The organism is Methyloceanibacter stevinii (assembly GCF_001723355.1).
Lineage (GTDB): Bacteria > Pseudomonadota > Alphaproteobacteria > Rhizobiales > Methyloligellaceae > Methyloceanibacter > Methyloceanibacter stevinii.
The window spans coordinates 312915-335038 of sequence record NZ_LPWE01000011.1; the positions used below are offsets into that span (position 1 = coordinate 312915).

22 protein-coding genes and 1 pseudogene are annotated in these 22124 nt (G+C 63.6%); 15 read left to right on the forward strand and 8 right to left on the reverse strand.

The window, feature by feature from the left end:
- The first annotated feature begins 3 nt into the window (after nucleotides 1-3).
- The 5 genes and pseudogenes from ccoP (at nucleotide 4) to ccoS (ending at nucleotide 5217) form a co-directional block, all read left to right on the forward strand.
- Nucleotides 4-869 (forward strand): annotated as a pseudogene (gene ccoP, locus AUC70_RS08270) (cytochrome-c oxidase, cbb3-type subunit III).
- Nucleotides 870-888: 19 nt separating this feature from the next.
- On the forward strand, nucleotides 889-2361 hold the full coding sequence (gene ccoG / locus AUC70_RS08275) for a cytochrome c oxidase accessory protein CcoG (RefSeq protein ID WP_069444391.1): 1473 nt from the start codon (nucleotides 889-891) through the stop codon (nucleotides 2359-2361).
- Nucleotides 2358-2861, forward strand: a complete 504-nt coding sequence (locus AUC70_RS08280; protein ID WP_083241403.1) for a FixH family protein — start codon at nucleotides 2358-2360, stop codon at nucleotides 2859-2861. The genes ccoG and AUC70_RS08280 overlap by 4 nt, the downstream gene beginning before the upstream one ends.
- Nucleotides 2858-5053, forward strand: coding sequence for a heavy metal translocating P-type ATPase (locus AUC70_RS08285; protein WP_083241404.1), 2196 nt, complete (start codon nucleotides 2858-2860; stop codon nucleotides 5051-5053). Before AUC70_RS08280 ends, AUC70_RS08285 begins: the two co-directional genes overlap by 4 nt.
- Nucleotides 5050-5217 (forward strand): cbb3-type cytochrome oxidase assembly protein CcoS, encoded by a 168-nt coding sequence (gene ccoS, locus AUC70_RS08290; protein WP_069444393.1) that lies wholly within the window; start codon nucleotides 5050-5052, stop codon nucleotides 5215-5217. The genes AUC70_RS08285 and ccoS overlap by 4 nt, the downstream gene beginning before the upstream one ends.
- 37 nt (nucleotides 5218-5254) lie before the next feature.
- Here ccoS and AUC70_RS08295 read toward each other — a convergent pair whose 3' ends face one another.
- Nucleotides 5255-6409 (reverse strand): alkane 1-monooxygenase, encoded by a 1155-nt coding sequence (locus tag AUC70_RS08295; protein WP_069444394.1) that lies wholly within the window; start codon nucleotides 6407-6409, stop codon nucleotides 5255-5257.
- A 193-nt stretch (nucleotides 6410-6602) separates the two neighbouring features.
- On the opposite strand from AUC70_RS08295, the gene AUC70_RS08300 reads away from it, so the two are divergent.
- Entirely contained in the window at nucleotides 6603-7448 is an 846-nt protein-coding gene (locus AUC70_RS08300) for an SDR family oxidoreductase (protein ID WP_069444395.1), read from the forward strand.
- A 2-nt stretch (nucleotides 7449-7450) separates the two neighbouring features.
- Here AUC70_RS08300 and AUC70_RS08305 read toward each other — a convergent pair whose 3' ends face one another.
- A complete protein-coding gene (locus AUC70_RS08305) occupies nucleotides 7451-9661 on the reverse strand; it encodes an efflux RND transporter permease subunit (protein WP_342022012.1) in 2211 nt (736 codons plus the stop codon).
- A gap of 710 nt (nucleotides 9662-10371) precedes the next feature.
- On the opposite strand from AUC70_RS08305, the gene AUC70_RS08315 reads away from it, so the two are divergent.
- Both AUC70_RS08315 and AUC70_RS08320 read left to right on the forward strand, forming a co-directional pair.
- A complete protein-coding gene (locus tag AUC70_RS08315; RefSeq protein WP_069444398.1) occupies nucleotides 10372-11028 on the forward strand; it encodes a 3-oxoacid CoA-transferase subunit A in 657 nt (218 codons plus the stop codon).
- A complete protein-coding gene (locus AUC70_RS08320; RefSeq protein WP_069444399.1) occupies nucleotides 11025-11678 on the forward strand; it encodes a 3-oxoacid CoA-transferase subunit B in 654 nt (217 codons plus the stop codon). Before AUC70_RS08315 ends, AUC70_RS08320 begins: the two co-directional genes overlap by 4 nt.
- Before the next feature lie 36 nt (nucleotides 11679-11714).
- Here the strand turns inward: AUC70_RS08320 and AUC70_RS08325 are convergent, their stop codons facing one another.
- Nucleotides 11715-12392: a zinc metallopeptidase gene (locus tag AUC70_RS08325; RefSeq protein WP_206599331.1), complete on the reverse strand. Its 678-nt coding sequence runs from the start codon at nucleotides 12390-12392 to the stop codon at nucleotides 11715-11717.
- Nucleotides 12393-12719: 327 nt separating this feature from the next.
- The gene (locus tag AUC70_RS08330) at nucleotides 12720-13301 is read right to left on the reverse strand and encodes a hypothetical protein (protein WP_069444401.1); all 582 of its coding nucleotides are present in this window, start codon (nucleotides 13299-13301) and stop codon (nucleotides 12720-12722) included.
- A 373-nt stretch (nucleotides 13302-13674) separates the two neighbouring features.
- On the opposite strand from AUC70_RS08330, the gene serA reads away from it, so the two are divergent.
- On the forward strand, nucleotides 13675-15267 hold the full coding sequence (gene serA, locus AUC70_RS08335) for a phosphoglycerate dehydrogenase (protein WP_069444402.1): 1593 nt from the start codon (nucleotides 13675-13677) through the stop codon (nucleotides 15265-15267).
- A gap of 2 nt (nucleotides 15268-15269) precedes the next feature.
- A complete protein-coding gene (locus AUC70_RS08340; protein WP_069444639.1) occupies nucleotides 15270-15920 on the forward strand; it encodes an HAD-IB family phosphatase in 651 nt (216 codons plus the stop codon).
- 89 nt (nucleotides 15921-16009) lie between these two features.
- On the opposite strand, the gene AUC70_RS08345 is transcribed toward AUC70_RS08340, so the two are convergent.
- Entirely contained in the window at nucleotides 16010-16627 is a 618-nt protein-coding gene (locus AUC70_RS08345; protein ID WP_141702030.1) for a hypothetical protein, read from the reverse strand.
- Nucleotides 16628-17077: 450 nt separating this feature from the next.
- On the opposite strand from AUC70_RS08345, the gene AUC70_RS08350 reads away from it, so the two are divergent.
- Entirely contained in the window at nucleotides 17078-17698 is a 621-nt protein-coding gene (locus AUC70_RS08350) for a TetR/AcrR family transcriptional regulator (RefSeq protein ID WP_069444404.1), read from the forward strand.
- Nucleotides 17699-17760: 62 nt separating this feature from the next.
- On the opposite strand, the gene AUC70_RS08355 is transcribed toward AUC70_RS08350, so the two are convergent.
- Genes AUC70_RS08355 through AUC70_RS08365 form a run of 3 tightly spaced genes read right to left on the reverse strand, consistent with a single transcriptional unit; the run spans nucleotide 17761 to nucleotide 19415 of the window.
- Nucleotides 17761-18117, reverse strand: coding sequence for a hypothetical protein (locus tag AUC70_RS08355; RefSeq protein ID WP_069444405.1), 357 nt, complete (start codon nucleotides 18115-18117; stop codon nucleotides 17761-17763).
- Nucleotides 18114-18887, reverse strand: a complete 774-nt coding sequence (locus AUC70_RS08360) for a DUF937 domain-containing protein (RefSeq protein WP_069444406.1) — start codon at nucleotides 18885-18887, stop codon at nucleotides 18114-18116. The genes AUC70_RS08355 and AUC70_RS08360 overlap by 4 nt, the downstream gene beginning before the upstream one ends.
- A 33-nt stretch (nucleotides 18888-18920) precedes the next feature.
- The gene (locus tag AUC70_RS08365; protein ID WP_069444407.1) at nucleotides 18921-19415 is read right to left on the reverse strand and encodes a hypothetical protein; all 495 of its coding nucleotides are present in this window, start codon (nucleotides 19413-19415) and stop codon (nucleotides 18921-18923) included.
- A 261-nt stretch (nucleotides 19416-19676) separates the two neighbouring features.
- Here AUC70_RS08365 and AUC70_RS08370 point away from each other — a divergent pair, with 261 nt between their 5' ends.
- From AUC70_RS08370 to AUC70_RS08385, 4 genes are all read left to right on the forward strand, one after another.
- Nucleotides 19677-19886 carry a hypothetical protein gene (locus AUC70_RS08370; RefSeq protein ID WP_069444408.1) on the forward strand — a complete coding sequence of 70 codons (210 nt, stop codon included), beginning with the start codon at nucleotides 19677-19679 and terminating at the stop codon, nucleotides 19884-19886.
- 53 nt (nucleotides 19887-19939) lie between these two features.
- Nucleotides 19940-20131 (forward strand): hypothetical protein, encoded by a 192-nt coding sequence (locus AUC70_RS08375; RefSeq protein WP_069444409.1) that lies wholly within the window; start codon nucleotides 19940-19942, stop codon nucleotides 20129-20131.
- A 98-nt stretch (nucleotides 20132-20229) separates the two neighbouring features.
- Nucleotides 20230-21636 (forward strand): L,D-transpeptidase family protein, encoded by a 1407-nt coding sequence (locus AUC70_RS08380; protein ID WP_083241406.1) that lies wholly within the window; start codon nucleotides 20230-20232, stop codon nucleotides 21634-21636.
- Entirely contained in the window at nucleotides 21627-22088 is a 462-nt protein-coding gene (locus AUC70_RS08385) for a hypothetical protein (RefSeq protein WP_069444411.1), read from the forward strand. Before AUC70_RS08380 ends, AUC70_RS08385 begins: the two co-directional genes overlap by 10 nt.
- Nucleotides 22089-22124 lie beyond the last annotated feature (36 nt).

Genomic DNA, 22124 nt, shown 5'->3' on the forward strand with positions numbered 1-22124 from the left:
GCAATGGCCAACAAGGAACCCAAACCCTCGGAGGAGGTCGGAACCACCGGTCACGAGTGGGACGGCATTGAGGAGTGGAACAACCCGCTGCCCAAGTGGTGGCTTTACGTATTTTACGCCTGCATCGTCTGGGCAATCGGCTATTGGATCGTCTATCCGGCGTGGCCCACGGCCTCGACATATACAAAGGGATTTTTCGGCTACAGCCAGCGCGGCCAGGTATCGGACGACGTGGCCGCCTCGCAAGCCGAGAAGGCAGTCTTCCGGGACAAGATCGCCGACAGCGATCTAGAGGCGATCAAGGCCGATCCTGAATTGCTCAACTTCGCGCTGGCCGGTGGTCAGGCGGCTTTCGGCGATAATTGTGCTCCGTGCCACGGTCGCGGTGCCCAGGGCGCCTTCGGCTACCCGAACCTGCGCGATGATGCCTGGCTTTGGGGCGGCTCACTCGAGGCGATCCACCAGACCATCCAGCACGGCATTCGCGCCGAGGATTCGTCCACGCGCATGAGCATGATGCCGGCTTTCGGCAAGCTCGGCATGCTCAACCGCGAGCAGGTTTCCGACACCGCTGAATATGTGATGTCGCTGTCTGGCAATGAGGACGATGCCGAGGCGGCGGCGCGTGGCAAAGAGATTTTCGCGACCAACTGTGCGGCTTGCCATGGTCCGGCCGGCAGCGGGAACCAGGCGCTCGGCGCCCCAGATCTCACGGACGAGCTCTGGTTGTACGGCGGTGACAAAGACACCATCGTCGAAACGATCACCAACGCCCGCGCGGCATGATGCCGGCCTGGTCCGGCCGGCTCGATCCGGCAACGATCAAGGAACTGGCGATCTACGTACACTCCCTGGGTGGCGGTCAGTAGCGTCCGGGCGTAACTTGGAATGAAGATGGCAAATGTCGAGCTGGGCAGCGGCGGCAGCGCGTCTTCCTCAAAAGAGGGGACGCAGCTCTACGCCGGCCGCACCAAAATCTATCCGAAAGAGGCTCATGGCCGTTTCAGGACGACCAAGTGGATCGTCATGGCCGTCACGCTCGGCATCTACTACCTGCTGCCATGGGTACGCTGGGACCGCGGGCCCTATCTGCCCGACCAGGCCGTTCTGATCGATCTGCCGGCGCGCCGCTTCTATTTCTTCTTCATCGAGATCTGGCCGCAGGAGTTCTACTACGTCACGGGCCTGCTGGTGCTGGCGGCGTTGGCGCTGTTTCTCGTTACGTCCGTGGCAGGCCGCGTGTGGTGCGGTTACACCTGCCCGCAGACGGTTTGGACCGATCTGATGATCGCCGTAGAGCGCTACTGGCAAGGTGACCGCAACTCGCGCTTACGCCTCGACAAGCATCCTTGGGCACTCGAAACGGTCTGGCGGAAGGGCGCCACGCATCTGACCTGGCTGGCAATCGCCATCGCAACCGGCGGCGCATGGGTTTTCTACTTCGCCGATGCGCCGACCCTGGCCAAGCAGCTCGTCACGTTCAGCGCGCCGGCTGCAGCCTACTTCTTCATCGGCCTGTTCACGCTGTCGACCTACGTGTTGGGAGGCATCGCCCGCGAGCAGGTGTGCGTCTATATGTGCCCGTGGCCGCGCATCCAGGGCGCAATGTTCGATCGCGATTCCCTGCTGATTTCCTACCGCTCATGGCGCGGCGAACCTCACGGTCCACACAAGGCGGGCCAATCCTGGGAGGGCAGGGGTGATTGCGTCGACTGCAATCAGTGCGTCGCCGTCTGTCCGGCCGGTATCGACATTCGCGACGGGGCGCAACTCGAATGCATTCAGTGTGCACTGTGCATCGATGCCTGCGACGAAATCATGGACAAGGTCGGCAGGCCCCGCGGTCTGATCGCTTACGACACCATTCGCAATCTCGATGCCGGTGCGAAGGATGCCGAGCCGTTGCGTCTCTTGCGGCCTCGCGTCTTGCTCTATGCCGGCGCCATTGCCCTGGTCAGCATCATCATGATTGTCGCACTTGCAATGCGGCCGGTGCTCGAGGTCAACGTCCTGCACGACCGCAATCCGCTCTATGTGAAACTCTCCGATGGTGGCGTGCGCAACGGCTATGAAGTCAAGCTTCTCAACAAGCAGTACGTCCCGCGTGCCTTCAAGATCGGCGTATCCGGTCTGACGGGCGCGAGTGTCCAGATGGTTGGCCATGAGGGTGGTGTCGTGCCGGTTCCGCCGGACCAGCTGCAGGCCGTCAAGCTCTACATCGCCCTGGACAAGGCCGGCGTCCGCGCGCTGCCCGAGCAGGCGACCCCGTTCCAGCTCGTCGTGACCGACATCGCGACAGGAACGAGCACCGAACATGGCGCGACCTTCCAGGGGCCGCCCAAGCCCGAGGCGAGACGATGATGGCGGCCGCGCCATTCCCACGGAGCGTGACGGGCCGTCATGTGCTGATCGGCCTCGTGATCTTTTTCGGCATCATGTTCGTGGCCAACGGTTTGCTCGTCTACTACGCGGTTTCCACGTTCAGCGGGGGCGACCGCCCGAACCCGTATCGCAGCGGCCTCAACTACAACGAGACCATCGCCGAAGCGGAGCAGCAGGCCGCGTTGGGCTGGTCGGCCAAGGCTAACTACGACAAGAGTGCCGCCCGGGTCACCTTGCACTTCACCGATTCCGCTGCGGCGCCCGTCACGGGATTGGCGCTGTCCGGCAGGCTCGCCCGGCCAGCCGTTGATTCCGACGATCGCGTCGTGACATTCCGCGAATGGCGCGAAGGGGTGTACGTCTCCGATGTGACCCTCGATCCCGGCAATTGGATTCTCAGCGTGGAATCCTCGAAGCAGGAGGGCGGTTCACCGGTCTATCGCCTGAAAAAGCGATTGATCGTTGCCGACGGGCCATGACGGAGGCTCATAGCGCCCAGATCAAAGAGTCCGGCCCGCGCGCACAGCCTATCCAGCACGCTGAACCTTCCACCATGACGCTCGCCGTCGAGGACATGCATTGCGGCGGTTGCCTGCGCTCCGTCGAACGGGCCGCCATGCGTGTTCCCGGTGTCGCGACGGCGCGAGCCTCGCTCGCCGCCAAGCGGCTGACGGCGACCTACGACCCGGCCGCCACGTGCGAGGCCGACGTCATCGCGGCGCTGGACCGTGTCGGGTTCGAAGCCGCGACCCTGGAGGAATCCAAGGAGGATCGCGGGGACCAGCGCCAGAAGTACCTGCTTCGGCGCGTCGCGGTGGCAGGCTTCGCCGCCATGAACATCATGCTCATCTCCATCGCCGTGTGGTCCGGCGAAGGGGGCGACATGGATCCGGCGCTTGCACAAATGTTCCGCTGGCTGTCCGCGCTGATTGCCTTGCCGACAGTCATCTATGCCGGCGAGCCCTTCTTCGTATCGGCCTACTCGGCGCTCAAGGGGCGCCGGCTCAACATGGATGTGCCCATCTCGCTCGCCATCATCCTGGCGACGGGCATGAGCATCTACCAGACGATGGAGGCGAGCGAGCAGGTCTATTTCGATGCTGCCGTCACATTGCTGTTCTTCCTCCTCGTCGGCCGCTATCTCGACGAAGCCTTGCGGGTCCGCGCGCGCGGCGAGGCGCAAAATCTCCTCAGCCTGCAGAACGGGATCGTCACGCTCGTGGCCGAGGGCGGGAGCCAGACCAAGGTCCCGGCCAGCGCGCTTCGGCCGGGCGACCGAATTCTCGTCGCCGTGGGCGAACGCGTCGGCGCCGATGGCGTCGTTGCGCATGGGACCGGCGAGGTCGATCAAAGCCTGATCACCGGCGAGACGATGCCCGTCGGCGTCACCGATGGGGCGGAAGTCTATGCAGGCACGCTGAACCTCACGCGCAGCCTCGAGATCGAGGTGACCGCTGCTGACGACGCCACGCTGCTCGCCGAGATCAGCCGTCTGATGATGGCAGCCGAGCAAGGGAAGGCCCGCTATCGCGTTCTGGCCGACCGGGCGGCGCAGATTTACGCGCCGGCCGTGCACGGGCTGGGCCTCGCGACATTCGTCGGTTGGCTTGTCTTCGGCGCGTCCTGGCAGACGGCGCTCACCTACGCCATCGCCGTGTTGATCATCACCTGTCCCTGCGCGCTCGCTCTCGCCGTGCCCGTGGTTCAGATCGCGGCGGCATCGCGGCTGTTCAAGCGCGGCGTCATGGTGAAGGTCCCCGATGGGCTCGAACGCATCGCCGAAGTGGATACCGTTGTCTTCGACAAGACGGGCACGCTGACGCTTGGCGAACCGCAACTACTCGATGCCGGGAACGTTCCGGCGGACACGCTTGCCGCCGCTGCGTCGCTCGCGAGCGGAAGCCGCCATCCGTTCTCTCGCGCGCTTGTCGCGGCAGCGGAGGAACGTCTCGGATCCGTCGAGGTCGCACGCGACGTCGAGGAGACGCCGGGCGAAGGTCTGTCAGTCAAGACGGCGCGTAGCGAGGAGCGACTCGGTTCGGCCGCTTGGTGCGGTGTCGAAGGCGCTGCCGGACAAACGGCTGAGGTTTGGTATCGGCGCGGGGATGACGAGCCCGTCTGCTTCCGATTTGCCGACCGGCTGCGCCCTGATGCCGCCGAGACCGTCGCGGCGCTCAAGGCGCGCGGACTTGCCGTCGCGCTTCTGTCCGGAGACCGGGAAGGGGTTGTCGCGCGCACGGCCCGCGAAGCCGGGATCGACGTCTTCGTCGGCGAACTCAAGCCGGCCGGGAAGATTTCGTGGCTCGAAGACTGCGCCAACGAGGGCCGCAAGGTCCTGATGGTAGGCGATGGGCTGAACGACGCCCCCGCGCTTGCCGCAGCCCATGCGTCCATGTCACCGGCGACCGCAGCCGATATCAGTCAACGGGCCGCCGATTTCATTTTCCAGGGGCGCGCGCTGTCGCCGGTGGTAGAGGCTATAAAGACAGGCTCCCGCGCCCGCACCATGGCATTTCAGAATTTCGGTGTGGCCCTGGTCTATAATGCGATCTGCGTACCCCTTGCGATGGCGGGTTTCGTCACGCCCTTGATCGCGGCCATCGTAATGTCGAGTTCGTCCATTCTCGTGACGCTCAATGCGACCCGGCTGGCCGGAGGACCGAGACCATGACCGCACTTGCCTGGCTTGTTCCTGCCGCTCTCTTTCTCGGAGCCTTGGGGCTCGGGGCATTCCTCTGGGCCCTGCGCTCCGGACAGTTCGAGGACTTGGATGGCGCGGCATACCGCGCGCTCGAAGACGTGCCTCCGGATGACGAGGACGCATCGCGCGACTAGGCGATCAACCGGCGCGGAACCTTAGCCGCGCGGACGATCACTCTGCGATTGACGGTTCCTCGGCCGTCCGTTCGGTGATTTCCCAGCCCCGGGACCGCATGATCTCGAGCTCGGCGTCGCTCGCGAAGCGCGTATCCCAGTCCGCAAGCAGAGGCTGCATGATGTACCGCCAGAGCGGATAGACGAGCGCTAACGTGGCCATGGTCTGATAGCCGTAGGGAAGCATCGGCACATCTTCCGCGGTGTCCAAACGCCAGAAGGGTTTGGTCGCGAACATGTGGTGATCGGAGTGCCGCGGCAGATTGTAATGCAGCACGTTCGAGAGCCGGTGATAGCAGTCCCAGCTGTGGCGCGGCCGTATCGGCGCATTGTCGGCACGGACGATGCCGTAATGCTGCACGTAATTGATCAACTCGTGGAAGAACCGCCCCAGCAGCGCGGCCAGAACGAAAAGGAGGAGCGCGGAAGCGCCTCCGATGAGCACCACCACCGCGACGATAGCAAGCGGCGCGGCCAGAGCCTGAATGAATCTGTTGTGGCGGGACCAGACGGGGAGCCCCTTGCGGCGAAGCCGCTCCGCCTCGACGCTTGCTGCATGCGCATACTGCCCATGGACGGCGCGCACCAGGAACGGGAAGAGCCGCTCGCCGCGGCGGGCCGTCGAGGCCTCGTCGTAGCTGCCCACCCGGCGGTGATGCACATGGACATGGTAGATGACGAAGGACGTGTTGAAGGTGAAGCCTAGCAATACGTGCGCGACCGCTTGGGGAATCCAGCCCTGCCGGTGCGTGAGTTCGTGGCCGACCGTGGCGCCCACCAAGGCAAAGAGATAGCCGACAACCCAGATCACCCCCACCGTCTGCAGCGGGTGGTCGGTGATGGCGGTGGTGCTTGCATACACCGCGAGCAGCACGGCCAGCAGGCACATGAGCGGCAGCGCCAGGTAGAGATTGGCGTTGTAGAAGGTGCGGGCGCCGTCGCCCAACCGGTCCAAGTCTTCGCCGCTCAGCTCATCGGCGAAGGACCCGAACACCATGATCAATAGGATGACCGCGAACGGCATCCAGCCGCCGACGAGCAGCGAGACGGATCCCAGTAGCAGTAGAATGTTTGCCGACGCGTATTGCCCGGCGGCGAGAATGCCGGACCCCCAAGTCCGGCGCGTCTTCGCCTCGTTGGTGGACGAAACCACGGCCCTTCTCTTCGTGCACTCTTAGGTTTGCTTGTGCCTACGGTCCCTATGCTACATATCTCGAAGCTGGGGAAAAGCCATAGTTTGACGTCTGACAGCACGGCGCCGGCTTTTGAAAAAAACCATGCCGGCCGGTATTGCGCTGCCTGGGCGTCGGGCGGTCATGACCACGGCGTGACGCGCACGGAGTGCTATGCGAACGGTACTGATCACAGGGACGTCTACGGGCATTGGTCAGATCACGGCCAAGGTCTTGGTATCAAAGGGCTGGCACGTCTTTGCCACCATGCGGAACCTCGACAAGAAGGGACCGCTGGAGAAGATGGTGAGGCAGGCCGACGGTCCCGGCCGCGTGACGTTCGTGGCGCTCGACGTGACCGATCCGGCCTCGATCGAGGCCGCAGTGACGGACATTTTGTCCCAGACCGGCGGCACGCTCGACGCGGTCGTGCACAATGCGGGGGTCGCGATCGCCGGGGCTCATGAAGACCTGCCCGACGCCGAAATCCGGCGTGTCATGGAAACGAACTTCTTCGGCGTCCTCGGACTGACCCGCGCGCTCTTGCCGACGTTCCGCGCTCAGAAGCGCGGCCGCATCGTCTGTATCTCCAGCCAGTCGGCTTTTGCCGGTCAGCCCACCAACTCGATCTATTGCGCGTCGAAATGGGCCTTGGAGGGCTGGGCCGAGTCAATCGCCTACGAACTGGACCCGTTCGGCATCGATGTCATCCTTGTCGAGCCCGGCCCCTACAAGACCGAGATCTGGGAGGCCACCGAGCGGGTCACGCCGCCTGGCGGCCCCTATACCAACTGGGTGCGGCTGGTGATGCGCGGCGCCGATGCGCATGCAGCCAAGAATGCACGTGATCCCAAGGAAGTCGCGGACGTCGTGGCCAACGCGCTGGAGACGCCGCATCCGAAATTTCGGTATCCAGTCGGCTTTTTCGCGAAGCTCGATTTCTTCCTGCGCGGCAAAGTACCGAGCCGTTTCATTCGGCGCGGCACTACGCGCTATCTCGGTATTCCGCGCACGCGCTGAGCTTACGCCGACTTCGCTTCGGGCTCTTCGGTCTCATCCGACGCTGCCGTGGCTTCGCGCTTCTCGCGCGAGGGCCAGTAGCGCTCCATCGTCGACATGACGGCCGGCAGGAACAACAGCGCACCGATCACCGCAGAGGTCAGCACGATCACAACGATGGTTCCGTAGAGGGCCACTGTCGGCAGCTTGCTCAACATCGTCGTGCCGATACCGCCGGCGATGAGCACCGTGGCCATGATGACGACAGGGCCGACATCCATGGTGGTCTTTCTGAGGGCGGCAGCCACGGAGTCCAAGCTCGCGCGCTCCAGGCGGTAGCGGGTGAGATAGTGGATGGTCGCGTCGACCGCGATGCCGAATCCGACCGCAAAGGCGACGAGGCTGGTGAACTCGAGGCCACCCTCCACGAGGTGCAGATAGGCGCCGCCCATGGCGATCGGGAACAGGTTCGGCAGGACGCTGGCAAGCCCGGCCCGCAGCGACCGCATGCCAACGCCGATCAGCACGAGAATAAGCCCGATGGCCGTGATCAGGCTGATATTGAGCTGCTTGATCATCTCATGGCTAGCCGCCGACGACACCGGCACGATGCCGGTGACGGCGATTTCGAGTCCCGGGTTCTTGGCCTCGATCCGCCGCATCTTGCGCTCGACCTTGTCGAGGATCGGCGTCATCTCGTCGGACGTCATGGCGTGGAACTGTGCCGAGATGCGGATCGCGTTCTCATCGAGAGCCACGAAGCTCGCGGCGAAGTCCCGCGTGTTCTTTGCTTCCAGAAAACCGATCAGCCGGTCCTCACCCACTTCGCCGCCGCCGAGCCACTCCTCGACCGTATGGAGCGAGGTAACCGCACCGAAGGCGGGCTCGTCGTCGAGGACCTTATGGACCTGCCGAATGATCTCAATTGTCTTGTACGACTTCAGAGCGTGCTTCTTGGGGAAGTAGAGAAGCACTTCAAGGGTGCTCGCGCCCGCGAGCTTGCTGTCGTAGGCCTGGATCGCCTTCAGGGCCGTACTTTGCGGCGGCATGTTGTTGGCATAGCTGTATTGCGGCTCGTTCAGGAAATGGAGCCAGAGACCGCCTGCGGTCAGCACCAGCCCGATCAGGGCGATGGCCCGTGGGAACGACGTGACCGCGTCCGCCGCCTTTTCGCAAAGGCCGTCGATGCCTTTCCGGAAAAGATCGGTCTTCTGAGTCTTGCCTTGGACCTTCTTGGCGAAGCCGCGAAGGAGGAGCACGGACAGAGCCGGAACCATCAGCAGCGTGAGGATCAGCGACATGGCTGTACCGGACGCCGTGGTGATGCCGAAATGCGCGATGAACGAATGCGGCATCCAGATCAGCGATGACATCGCCAGGGCCGTCGTCAAGGACGTCAGTACGCAGGCCGGTCCGACACGCCTTACAGATCCCTCGATCGCCTCCTCCAGGGGGTCGCCGCGTTCGAGACCTCGGCGTATCGAGAACAGCAAGTGCAGGCAGTTGGACAACACGATCACGAGGATGATCGTCGGCGCAATTCCGGTCAGCAGGTTGATGTCCTGGCCAAACAGCCACATGCCGCCCCGCAGCCAGGCCACGGCAAGGATGGCGGGTACGACGGCGATAATGATGAGAGGAATGCTGCGCAGGAAAATCCAGCAGACGATGATCCCGAGTCCGACCGCGACGAGGCCGAACATTTGCTGGTCGCTCGAAAGCCCGGACAGAATTTCGTCGCGGATCACCGCAAGCCCGGTCAGGCGCGCAGTCACGTTGGTTCCGGCCAAGGTCTCTTGGGTGGTCTTGCCGATTTCGGCGACAAGCGCGCGTTCGGCCGCCTGTCCCTCGGTGTCCTGCGCCAATTGCTCCAGCGTGAGCGCGAAGACCGCGATGGTCCAGTCGTCGTCCAAGAGCTTGCCCTTCACCAGCGGGTGACTGGTTATCTCTTTTCGCGCGGCGTCGTTGTCTTGGAGTTTCGAGAGGTCTTCGGGAAGACCGGCAGGGACTCGGCGTCCTCGTCCTCGGGCGCCGTGACGGCGGTGAACATGGACAGCACGCCGGTGACGCCGTCGATCTTCAGCAGATTGTCGCGAAGAGCGCGAAGCGCCTCGAGATCCTTGGTGTTGAACGGCGTCTCGGATTCCGTGACGATCTGAAGGTCGGGCTGGCTGGCGGGGAAACGCTCGTTGAGGAGATCGAGCTGGACGAATGCCGGATCGTCCGAGCGGAATATTTCGCGAACGTCACTTGAAAAGCGGTTATGGGTGGCGCCGAAAATTGCGAACGGCGTAATCACCGCGATGATTAGGAGGCATAACCAAGGATATCGTAGAGAAACGAGCCCGAGTTTCTCTATTCCGAAACCAGCCGTCATCGAAAATCTTCCTCTCAGTCGCGCGCCCCGAATCGATTCTACTTCTGCCCACCGGCGCAAACCATTAGCCCCGACCTGTAGCCTTAATTGGCGGACTTGAACAGGTGCCTTGGAACAGGTGCCGTACAGGACACCCCGTCCCGAAAACCCTGGGTTTTCCGCCCGTACTCGCCCGTTCCGTGGCCGTCTCCGTGCCGGTCATGCGGCGGGATGGGGTGAGAACTGCTTACGAGCCACTAGTGACGGAATCTCTAAGGCGTTCCAAAGGCGCCGGCAGCCAATGATTGGCCGTGGTCGCCCCCGTGACACGGACTCGATAGGACGCCCCCGTGCGCCCCCTTGAGCTTGGAACCTTTTATACAGTGGTCTGAGTAGCAATCCAGTGAGGGTAGGGGCTTGCGCCGGGCGGTGGTGGCGCCGGCGGCCATCGGGCCCAACTGCGGCGACACGGCGCAGTTGGGAGGGCTGCCGCGTCGCTACACTCTGTGCTGGCGAAGACTGGCGTGGATGTCACGGGGGTGACATGGGCACCGCACATCTTTGGCTGCGCAACTGGGGGAAACTGGCATGAGAGAAGCAATTTCGGCCGCCGCCGCCGCGGAGCTGATCCCGGACGGCGCGACCGTTCTGATTGGCGGCTTCATGGGGGTCGGCTCACCCCTCCGGCTCATCGATGCTCTTGTTGCTGCGGGGCGCAAAGATCTCACCGTCGTCGCGAACGATACGGCCATGCCGGGCAAGGCGATCGGCAAACTGGTAACCGCCGGCGCCGTCTCCAAGGCGATCGTCAGCCATATCGGCCTCAACCCCGAAACCCAGGCCAAGATGATTTCCGGCGAGATGGAAGTCGAACTCGTGCCTCAAGGGACGCTGGTCGAGCGCATTCGCGCAGGCGGTGTCGGGCTTGGCGGTGTACTGACGGCCACGGGCATCGGGACGCCGGTCGAAGAGGGTAAGGAGAAGGTCGAAGTGAACGGCAAGCCTTACCTTCTCGAGATGCCCATCAAGGGTGACGTCGCTCTCCTTGCGGCGAGCCGGGCCGACTATGTGGGCAATCTGGAATTCTCGCTGACGGCCCACAATTTCAATCCTGTCATGGCCCTGGCGGCCGAGACTGTCATCGCCGAGCCGGTGAGCATTGTCCCGATCGGCGTCATCCCGCCCGATGCGGTGAAGACGCCCGGTATTCTGATCGACCATTTGATTGAGAGGGCTCCCGCATGAACCCGAAGGAACGCATCGCGCGCCGCGTCGCGCTCGAGGTCAAGCCCGGCTCTCTCGTCAATCTCGGCATCGGCTTGCCGAGCATGGTCGCGAACTACCTGCCCGAGCAGGTCGATGTCTTCTTCCAGGCCGAGAACGGGGTGATCGGGCTTGGTGCCCGCCCGCCCGAAGGCATGGAAGATCCGAACCTGACGGATGCCGGCGGCGGCTTCGTCACCGCCGTCCCCGGCGCGGCATCCATCGACTCGGCCATGTCGTTCGGGATCATTCGCGGCGGCCATCTCGACATGACGGTGCTGGGCGGCCTGCAGGTCGACGAGCGCGGCTATCTCGCGAACTGGATGGTGCCCGGGAAGATGGTGCCGGGTATGGGCGGCGCCATGGATCTTGTCGCCGGCGCCAAGCGCGTGGTCGTCGCCATGGTTCACACCGCGAAGGGAACGCCCAAGATCGTGCCGGAATGCGAGTTGCCGCTCACCGCCGTCCGCCGGGTCAGTCTGATCGTGACGGAAATGGCCGTGATCGAACCGACGGAAGAGGGGCTCGTCCTGCGCGAGGTGGCTTCCGATTCCAGCGTGGACGACGTCATCGCCGCCACTTCGGCGAAGCTGATTGTCGACGAACCGCCGTTGGAAATGAAGTTCGCGTAGGTTCCGACGGCTACACCGGACACGCACACGAAGCGACTACCGCGGCGCCGCGGACCCGCGCCCCCGGAACAGCAGCACGAAAACGTAGAACAGCCAGACGCCGATGGCCGACACGGCGGCCGCCACATAGGTCCAGGCCGCCGCATCGAGAACGTGATCGACGCCGTCGATCTGCGTATCGCCCTCGATGATGCCGTGCGTCACGAGCAGGTTCTTCGCGCGGCGGCTGGCGTCGAACTCGACCGGTAGCGTCAGCAGCGCAAAGACGAAGGACGCGCCGAAGAGAATGACCCCGCTCCAGGTCAGGGCGTTGGTCTGAAGGACCAGACCCGCCACGAACAGCCATGGCGCGATCTGCCCGGCGAATTGTACGAAGGGCACCACATGGGTGCGGAATTCCATGGGCCCGTAATCCTCGGCGTCCTGGATCGCGTGGCCTGTTTCATGTGCGGCTATCCCTGCGGCCGCGACGCTCGGCGTGAAATAGACGTCCTGACTCAATCGCAGCACTTTTGCGGCCGGATCGTAGTGATCGCTGAGGACCCCAGGCGTGGACTCGATGGCCACGTCCTGTAGCCCCTTGGCGTCCAGCAGGCGCCGCGCCACCTGCGCGCCGGTGATCCCGCTGGTGGTCCGCACCTGGGAATACTCCGTGACGTTCTTCTTGATCCGTGTCTGCGCATAGAAGCCCAGCAAGAGACCGGGTGCGACCAAGATCCAAAATAGCGGGTCTCGAACATGGTTCTCGCGGGAGGCACTGGGAGCGGACTGTCCCGGCAGATGGCTGACGAGCTTCGAAGAGCTCCGCCGCCGGGTCGCTCCTTTGAAACTACCCGCGCCTCTTCCAGGTGTTGATTGCGAATGCGATGAGTACGGCGAGGATCACGCCAATCCCCACGGCAGCCAGCACGCCCCAAATCGTGACGGTTTCGCCCTGCATGGTGCGATCCTCCCAAGGCAACATGCCGCGCGCACATGCGCGCGCGACATCGGGAGTCTACGCTATTTTCGCGTGCCGCCTGAAGTCTTGCTTATGAGGTTTTATCGCGCCGGTCCCAGAGCCCAGACGCGTGTCGGCTGCTTGCTCCGCCCCAGGAGGCGCTTGAACAAGCCACGATTGCGCGGCGCTGCCTGGACCTCGCGCGTTTCGCGCGGAGCCTGCGCAGCTTGGGGCGCCAAGGCCCGGCTGAAGAGGCCCCGCCGCTGAGGCGGAAGCGCCGCGGCGATGCGGTCGACAGCGGGTTCGGCCACCGGCTGCTTAGGATGTGTGGGCTCCTGGACGCTCGCGACCGTCGTGGGCTCATGCCGCTGGACGTCGGGTTGATCCTGCGCCGCCGTGTTGGCTGCAAGCGCCGGCGTATCGGCCGTGCCCGCAGAACTCGAACTCTGGCTGCCGTACGGCTCCGAGTTTTCGTTCGCGGCCAGCATCGTGGTCGCGGCCCGCGGGCGCATGCGAATGCCATCGCGGAGCGACCCGAGGGTCGGGCCCCAAGATGTCAGAAGCGGCTTATCGTTGTGGACGGGAATCTCGTTCGCGCTGAGTGCCATCTTGGACTCAGGGGGCTCAGTCAGCACATAGGCGATGCCGACGAGAAAAGCGATAAAGAGTATAAACCTTGTCATGGCCAGATCTCCGAACCTGGCCCCCCGTACCGTGTAGATGGGGGAGCGCGCGTCGCGTTTCAACCGGGCCCCTCGATTGATTGGGCGACAAGCCGCCTGTCCCCCCGAATCCGGACATCGGCGCGACGCCTCAAAGACGCTAGCGCATCGGTGCCCCCTGCGCTTCTTGTTCTTTCTCCGATGGTTAGCTCGGTTGGTTAGCGGCCATGGTTAGTGAAACCTTGGGGACCCTTGATCCGCCTTCAAACACGCGCGATCGCCGATCCATTGGTCCAAAGGACGAGACAGGGAGGCCCTTGCAGGGGACGCGGAGACTGGCATTCTTGCACTGCAGCAAAATGAGCGATTCCCAAGAGCCAGGAAGGGGTACCCCATGAGTGCGCTCTATAGTGTCCTGATCGCCGATCCGATCCACGCTTCGGGCCGCGATATTCTCGACAGCGACGCCCGCATTCGCGCCGATGTCGAAACAGGGCTCGACGAGGAGGCATTGATCGCGCGGATCGGCGACTATGACGCCCTGATCGTCCGTTCCAAGACCAAGGTGACCAAGCCCGTTATCGAGGCGGCGAGCCGCCTGCGGGCCGTCGGCCGTGCGGGGATCGGCGTCGACAACATCGACATCCCGTCCGCCACCGAGCGAGGGATCGTCGTCTTCAATACGCCGGACGCGAATGCCACGACCACGGCGGAACTTTCCATCGCCCACCTGATGTCGCTCAGCCGCAATCTGCCGCAGGCGGACCGCGCCGTGCGAGGCGGCGAGTGGAAGCCCGCGCGTACTTCCGGCGTTGAGCTGTCGGGAAAGACCAGCGGCGTGATTGGTTTCGGGACGATCGGACGCCTTGTCGCCGAGCGATGTGCGTCCCTGAAGATGCGGGTGCTCGCCTACGACCCCTTCGTTGCGCCGGAGATCATGGCCCAGCACGGAGCTGAAGCCGCCGATCTTGAGACGCTGCTCGCATCCGCGGACTACGTCACGCTTCATTGCCCCTTGAGCGACAAGACGCATCACCTACTCGACGCGCCCCGCTTGACCTCGATGAAGCCAGGCGCCCGTATCATCAATTGCGCGCGGGGCGGCCTGATCGACGAGGCGGCGTTGCTCGATGCCCTGCAGAGCGGACACCTCGCCGGTGCCGCGCTCGATGTCTACGAAGCCGAGCCGCCAACCGGGTCTCCGCTCCTCGCGCTCGATAACATCGTTCTGACGCCGCATCTGGGCGCCTCGACGGAGGAGGCCCAGCAGGCGGTGAGCCTTCGCATCGCCGAGGACATGATCAAGTTCCTAAGCACTGGTGCCGCCGAGACAGCCGTCAATTTGCCCCGCGTTACTGCCGACCAGCTCACACAGACCGCGCCGTACCAGAGTTTGACCTATGCACTCGGCCGTCTCGTGGGAGCGCTCTGCGAAGGGCCGATCTCACAATTGGACGTGCATCTGTTCGGCCGGGTGACAGAGTTGGATTCCCGGCCCATCACCGCCGAGGCACTGGTGGGGTTGCTCAGCCAGCGCATGACCGGGCGGGTGAACCGGGTCAACGCGGGCCATCTCGCCAAGGAGCAGGGCATCGAGGTCACCGAGTCGAGAACCGAGGAGGCGCGGGATTTCGTTTCGCTGGTGGAGATTTCGGCGCAGAGCGGCGGCCGTACGACGACTGTGGCGGGAACATTGCTCGGCGGCAGCCATGCGCGGCTTGTGCGGATCGACGGTTACGACGTGGAAGCCATCCCCAAGGGGAACTTCCTCTTCACGCGCCATCAGGATCGGCCGGGCGTCGTCGGCGCACTGGGCAGCATTTTGGGTCGTGAGAACATCAACATCTCGCGCATGCAGGTGGGCGTGGGCGATGACCCCGACACCGCCATTGCGCTGATCAGCATATCGGCCTCCCTGTCGGCAGCGGCCATGGAGGAGATCCGGTCGTTGCCGCCCATCGAGCAGGCCGTTGGCTTTGCGTTGTGACCGTGTCCGCCAAGCCCTTCGACGTCGTCTGCTTCGACTGTGACAGCACCCTCAGCCGGGTGGAAGGCATCGACGAATTGGCGCGCCGTGCCGGCGCCGAGAAGGAGGTCGCCCCGCTCACGGCGGCGGCCATGGCCGGCGAGTTGGCGCTTGATGCCGTATACGGGAGGCGCCTGGACCTCGTGCGGCCCGACCGGGCGGCGGTCGAATGGCTGGCGCAGCTCTACGTGGAGCAGATGGTCCCCGGGGCAGAGGAGTCGGTGCGGGCCCTGCGCGGCGCCGGGACGGACGTTCACATTATCAGCGGCGGACTGAGGCAGGCGATTCTGCCCTTGGCAGACACGCTCGGCGTGCCGGTGGCGAATGTCCACGCCGTCGACGTGATGTTCGGCGGTGACGGGGCCTATTGCGATTTCGACCGGAACTCGCCCCTGGCCCAGCCAGGGGGCAAGGCGGAGGTCTGCCGCGTATTGAGCGGCGGGGAACGGTCGGTGGCTCTCGTCGGCGACGGCGCGACGGACATAGAAGCGCGTGAGGCCGGTGCCTTTATCGTCGGTTTCGGCGGCGTGGTCGTTCGCGACACCGTGAAATCGGGCGCCGACATCTTCGTCGCCGGGCCGTCGCTCACGGCGGTCCTCGACGCGCTCTTGTAAAGAACGCGTTGTGGCAATCAAGAAAATGGGAGGCACCGATCAGCGCCTCCCATGAACGTCTCGCATCAGGTCTGTGACGTCGAGGGACGCTAGCTCTTCATCGCGTCGTTGAAGTTCTTGGCTGTCGTCTCGAGCGATTTCGCAAAGGCATTGCGCGACTGGTCGAGCGCGTCGCTCATCGCCGACCAGGAGGATTGGCCCGCCTTGGTCAGTTCGTCGACTTTCGCCGTGAGATCCGCTTGGGCCTTCTTGGCGTCCGCCTGGAGCTGCGCGACCTGGGCCTGCGCTTGCGCCTTGTTCTTGTCGTTGACGTCGCTCACGCGCGCCATGTAGGCATTGACCGTGTCCTGCCAAGCTTGAACTTGCGCTTGGGCCCGCGCCTGGAACATGGCCTGATTGTCTTTCAGAAGGCCGGCCCAGTCGCCGGCGTTGTTCTGAAAGTTGGCCCAGAGGGTTTCCATGTCGGCCTTGGCCTGGGCCACGGAAGCCTCGCCCTGCGCCTGTGCGGTATTGATGTCGCGCTGGCCTTGCTCGACCCATTGATTCAATTGCGCAATGGCCTGCTCGGCTTGAGCGCGCGAATTCGCATCGAGTTTGTCGAGATTGGCCTGCAGCGTTCCGGCGTTGGCGGCCATCTCGTCGAGACGTGCTTTCGCCCAATCGACGAACACATTCACACTGTTCTGAAGGGAAGATTGTTCACTCATATCTCAGGCCTCACTTGCTTGGAGTTTCCAGGGACAGCCAATTGGACACCAATTCCATTGCCGCTCTCTTTTTGTATGTGCGGCTGCTGGCCGAAAGCCGCGTAGCGACAGCATTGAAAGCATCGTCGGGACGCTGCAGCGATACGGGACTCCCGTAACAGCAATGTGGTGACTGTCGGCCTAACTGCACAGATCAATACCTGCCGGCGTGCGAAAAACTTTGGCCCACCGACCGCGGCACGGAGAGCCCGGCACCGCATCGTTGGGTGTGCCCAGACGTCATCCGGCCAGAACCCAGAACAATGGCGAGAGGCCAAACTCCGGTGGCTAGCCACAACATTTGCAACATATTCCCGTCATTTTTGCCAAACCTGCATTTTGGCATGGTTTTGGAGGCCATGTTACCAAAGCCAATCAGAGGTGCGCTGGCTGGCTTTTCAGGGGTTTAGGTTGCTGAAACGACGAGTTGAATCCGGTCCGCGCTTCCACCGGGAGACGTGGCTCGCCGCGGCGCTGAATGTTCTGGCCGAGGAAGGGCAGGCAAAGCTGCGGATCGACAAACTCGCGGCCGATCTCGGCGTCACCAAAGGCAGCTTCTATCATCATTTCAGATCGCGGGACGATTTCGTCCAGAAGCTCCTCGACTTCTGGTCTCGGAGCTACACGGATCGCGTCATCAAGGAGGTCGGGGCCCTTCAGGTGTCTGCGCGCGAGCGCGTCCTTGAGATGATGCGCCTCATCGTTCGCGAGCGATTGGACCGGTATGACATCGCCTTTCGGAGTTGGGCGGCTCAAGAGCCGTCCGTGGCCGAGATGGTTCGGAAAGTCGATGCCAGGCGTCACCTCTTTTGCCGGTCGCTATTTGCGGAGATGGGTTTCGAAGGCGCGGAGCTCGAATTTCGCACCCATGCTTTCCTTGCCTATCAAGTGGGGAAGGGGGTCATCTATGTCCCCGAAGCGTTGCGCGACCCCGACGAACGGCTTCGTTGGGCGGAAGGCTTTTTCGCCAATCCGTATTTGCCGGGCGACGCTTGTATCTCAGCAGACGCCGGGGCCGACGCGGCTGTCTAGGCTGGCAGTCGCATACGACTTAGCACCTCTGAGATCCGATCCGCGCAGGCAGGCCAGCCTCGTCAATCCGCCTGGGGCGGTATCGCTCCGAAACGATCGAAAATCTCCTGTAGGCTCGCCGTGTCGCGCTCGGGAAGGCTCGTGCCGTGTTCGAGCGCGTCGCCGAAGACAAACGCACCCGCGCCCGAGTCTGCGAGCGACTGACGTGCTGAGCGGCCTTGGCCGAGAGCGCCGCCGAGGATCTCCTTCAGGATATCGCCGAAGATGCCCCCGCCTTGAGGTTGGGGCTGCGCCTGTCCGCCGCCAGCGGGTGTGCCTGGGCCGCCCGGGCCGACGATCACCGGTTTGACGCGCCCCTCCTGAACGGCCTTGCCGAGTTCCTTCAAGATCTGTCCGAAGATGTCGCCGCCTGGTGTCACCGGGCCGCCAGGGAAGGTTTGATCGCCGCCCGATGCAGGGGGACGGGGAACCGGCTGCGATTGGGTGCCCGTGTCCGGCAGTTCGGCAGAGACGTCCGGGACGGGAAACTTGGGCCTTGCGGGCTCGGCAGGCGCGCGGCGGCGTCGCCGACCGAATCCAGGATATCGCCAATCGGTGGCACCGGACTTTGCCCCGGTTGATAGGGGGCCGACGAGCCGCCGCCCTGCTGGAAAATCTCGCGGAAGATATCGAAGATTCCCCCGCCGCCGGGTCCCGGCTGTTGGGGCTCCGGCTGTCTCGGCATCGGTTGCCGTGGCATCGGCTGTTGCGGTGCGGGTCCGGCCTGGCCCGAACTGCCGCGCATCAGGCCCGACAGAAGCATCCCCACCAGGACCGGCAGGATCTTCTCGAGGATCGCCCCGCCCACGCCGGACAGTTGCTGCGCGTGGGCGGCTACCGCCCGGCTGGCCTGCGGTGACCCGAACAGGTTGGCCAAGACCGCGTTGCCGGAAGCGACCCCCTCCGGCGAGAGCGCGACGTCCGGGTCGTCATACATGGCGTAAAGACTGGGCTGGCGCCCCGCCACATCGAACAGGTCACCGAGCCCTTCGGGCGTCGCGGTGGACCGTTTCAGGCCAAGGGAGATCGCAGGCAGAAGGGCGGCGACTGCGGCCTCGGTCTGTTCAGGGGTCAGGTCGTAGGCACGTGCGATGAGGTTCATGGCGTCGCCGTGCTGAGAGGCGGCGAGGATGTCTTGCAACGTTGCCATGCTGGAATCCTCCTTCCGTGAGTTGCCCGCAGCTCAAGCGCTGAGGGTCTTCTGTATGTCAGCCAATGTCGCTTTTTCCGCGTCGCTCACCCTGACCCCGCCAAAGCCGAGAAAGCCGCCTTCCTTGGAGGCTTCCGCAACCTTCAAGCTGATCTCTTCCAGCCAGGCCTTGAAGGCGGCGGCGTCCCCAGGCGCCTTGGCGTCCAGAATGCGGGCGACATCGGCGAGGACGGCCAGCGCCTTGGGCACGACGTCGTCCGGCGTGGCGCCGGCAAAGCGTGCCTTCAGGGCTTCTATGATTTCACCGCGCCCATCCGCGGACTCGAAATCGGTGACGACGGCTTTGACCAACGGATCGGCACTCGGATCCGACTTAGCCGTGGCGAGGGCTGTGCCGCTTGCAAACGACTCCTTGAGCATTCCCCACAGCCCGCTGGGGTCGGCGGCTGTGATCGCCATGCCGGCGATCGTGGGGCTCATCAGGATCGTGATCCATTCGTCTTGTGTGAAGCTTTGTTTGTCGGCCATCGGCGCCTCCTCATAGAACGTAAGTTCCTATCAAAAGAACTGCACAATATCGAAGCAACGCGATCTTCGCGGGGGCGATCTGCGTGCCCGACCATCTAGATCGGACAGTGTATCCTGATCGTTCTCCCGCATTCGGCAATCTTTTTGGCGAACAAAGTCCGTGCGTGGCGGTTAATGACAATGATGGCCTTGTAAATTGGCGTAGTTGGTTACACCTAACGGGTTATTCGTGGCAGACAACGGGCATCAGAGGGGGGATGTATGCGCGGTGGAGCATTCGGCCTTGGCGTAAGACGCGCCAGTCTCGCAGTAGCGGCGGTCGTCGTGAGTGTGTTCATGGCCGGACAGTCGTCGGCGAAGGCGGCTACAGACGAGGTCAGCATGGAACTCAATAAGTTGAGCAACGATGCGGCCGGCTGTCAGGCCTATTTCGTCTTCGATAACCAGGCGCTGCCGAATACGACAAGCTGAAAATCGATCTGGTCGTTTTCAACTCCGAAGATGTTTTCGAGCGCCGGTTCGCCATGAGCGTCGCGCCGCTCGATGCCAAGAAGCGCACCTTGCGGATGTTCGAGTTCAAGAAGATCGCCTGCGACAAGATCGGGAGTTTCCTGATCAACGGTGTGCTTGAGTGCCAGCAGGGCAAAAAAACCAAGTCAGATTGCGTTCAGCGCCTCGTGCCGTCGAGCCGGGTCGACGTTGAACTTACGAAATAGATCGGCGCAGAAATCGAGATTTGCGTCACGTTCTTGTAACTAGTTTCCCGGAAAACGGGTGTGTGATTCCACTCGTTTGACCGCAGCGAGGAAGAATTATGAGGTTTACGCACCTCTCCACCTTGGCAGTCTTATTCGTCCCGGCGCTCCCGCTGTGCGCGGGCGCGGCTGAAACGCAGCCTTCGGCCATGAGTGCTTCGCCTACGGCCATGAGTGCTTCGGATGCGGCGGAAATCTCTAAGGCGCCCCTGGTCGAGCTGATCGACACCGGCCCCGCAGGTATCACCGATGCACCGGTGGTCGCTGGCGACAACGAACCCCTCGAGGCCTCCGAGCTTGACACACAGGAACAGGAGCTGTCCGACGGGCTCGATGTGGTTCAGGTCATGCAGCCGATTGCAATGTCCGAAAACCTTGATGCCGCGGAACCGCGCCACGAGCAACTGGCGGGCCTCCAACTGCCCGACGCCGTGCCGCTCGAGGGCGCCAAGCTCGTGCCGGTCTCGCTGACGACACCGTCTCTCAAGGAAATCGCCCTTCAGTCCAAAGCGGTGCCCGAGCCGTTGGATGAGACGGTCGCGCGCGACGACCTGGTGGAAATCGAGCCGAGCGAACCGATTGAGCCCGTGGAGATTGCGTCCACGGACATTAGCGGGCGGCATATCGCTGAACCGCTGACACTCATCATCTCGCTGAAAGACCAGCAGCTCCATGTCTACCGCGGACTTGAGCGTGTCGAGAGCACGCGCGTGTCGAGCGGCAAGACCGGATACCAAACGCTGACCGGTGTATTCGGCATTCTGGAGAAGAAGCCGGAGCACTTCTCGAACTTGTATGATGCCGCGCCGATGCCGTGGATGCAGCGCCTGACGCGCTCCGGGACCGCTTTGCATGCCGGCGCCGTGCCGAACTATCCGGCGTCCCACGGCTGCGTACGCATGCCCTATGCGTTCGCGCCCAAGCTCTTCCGCATGACGGAGGTCGGCGGCAAGGTCGCCATGACGACGGGGCCGATGGTTGCGCCGAAACGCATCGAGAGCGCTGCCCTGGTGATGCCGGCAGCAGCGGCAGACCCGAGCGATGTGTCGGCTGACGACAGCGTCGATGCGGGCCTTCGCGCCGGCGCCCTGGCGGCCGCCTTTGCGCCCGAGGAGAAGCTTGCAGCGGCGACCGGTGATGCCGGCGACGCCGAAGAAGAAGACGAAAGGGCTTGGCATATTCTCGTGACCCGCCGCGAGGAGCGGGATATCGCGATCGGCACGCAAGAGGCTCTTGCGGCCATGGGCTACCTCGAACCCCAGGATCAATTCGTCGGCTACCTCGGGGATGGCACCAGGAAGGCCATCCGTGCCTTCGAGAAGGACCATGGTCTGCGGCAGCGGGGGATCTTCAGCGAGGATATCGCGGCCAAAGTCTACGAGGCCGCCGGCAAGGGGCCGCTTCCCGACGCTATCTGTTCTTGCGCAAAGGTTTCAGCCGGGTCCGGCATGTTCCGGTGCAGCTGAGCGATCCCAAGAAGCCGCTCGGGACACATCTTTTCACCTATGTACAGCCCAGCGATGGAAGTGATCCAGGCTGGGTCGGGTTCAGCCTTGAGGGCGAGGACTCCCAGTCGGTGCTCGACCGGATCACGATTCCCGAGGATATGAAGGACGAGATCGCGGGCGGCCTGACCTCGGGCGCGTCGTTCATCGTCGCCGATGTCGGCAAGCACTCATCTGTCCTTCCCGAGGGTGACGACTTCATCGTGCGGACGACTGACTCGGCGAAGTCCAACGTTGTCGCGGAGAAGGCAAAGGCCCAACAGCGTAATCTTGCGCGTCAACGCGCCTCGCAGAAGAAACGCTTCGCCCGCGAAGAAACGCAGCGTCGTCGCGTCATCACGAGACAAAGGACGACCACCCGGCGCTCAGTCTCGGCTCCGCGCGGATTCGGCCTCTTCCGGCGCGGTCGCTAGGCCAACGGCTTCCGCTCACGCTCGCCAAGCCGGGCT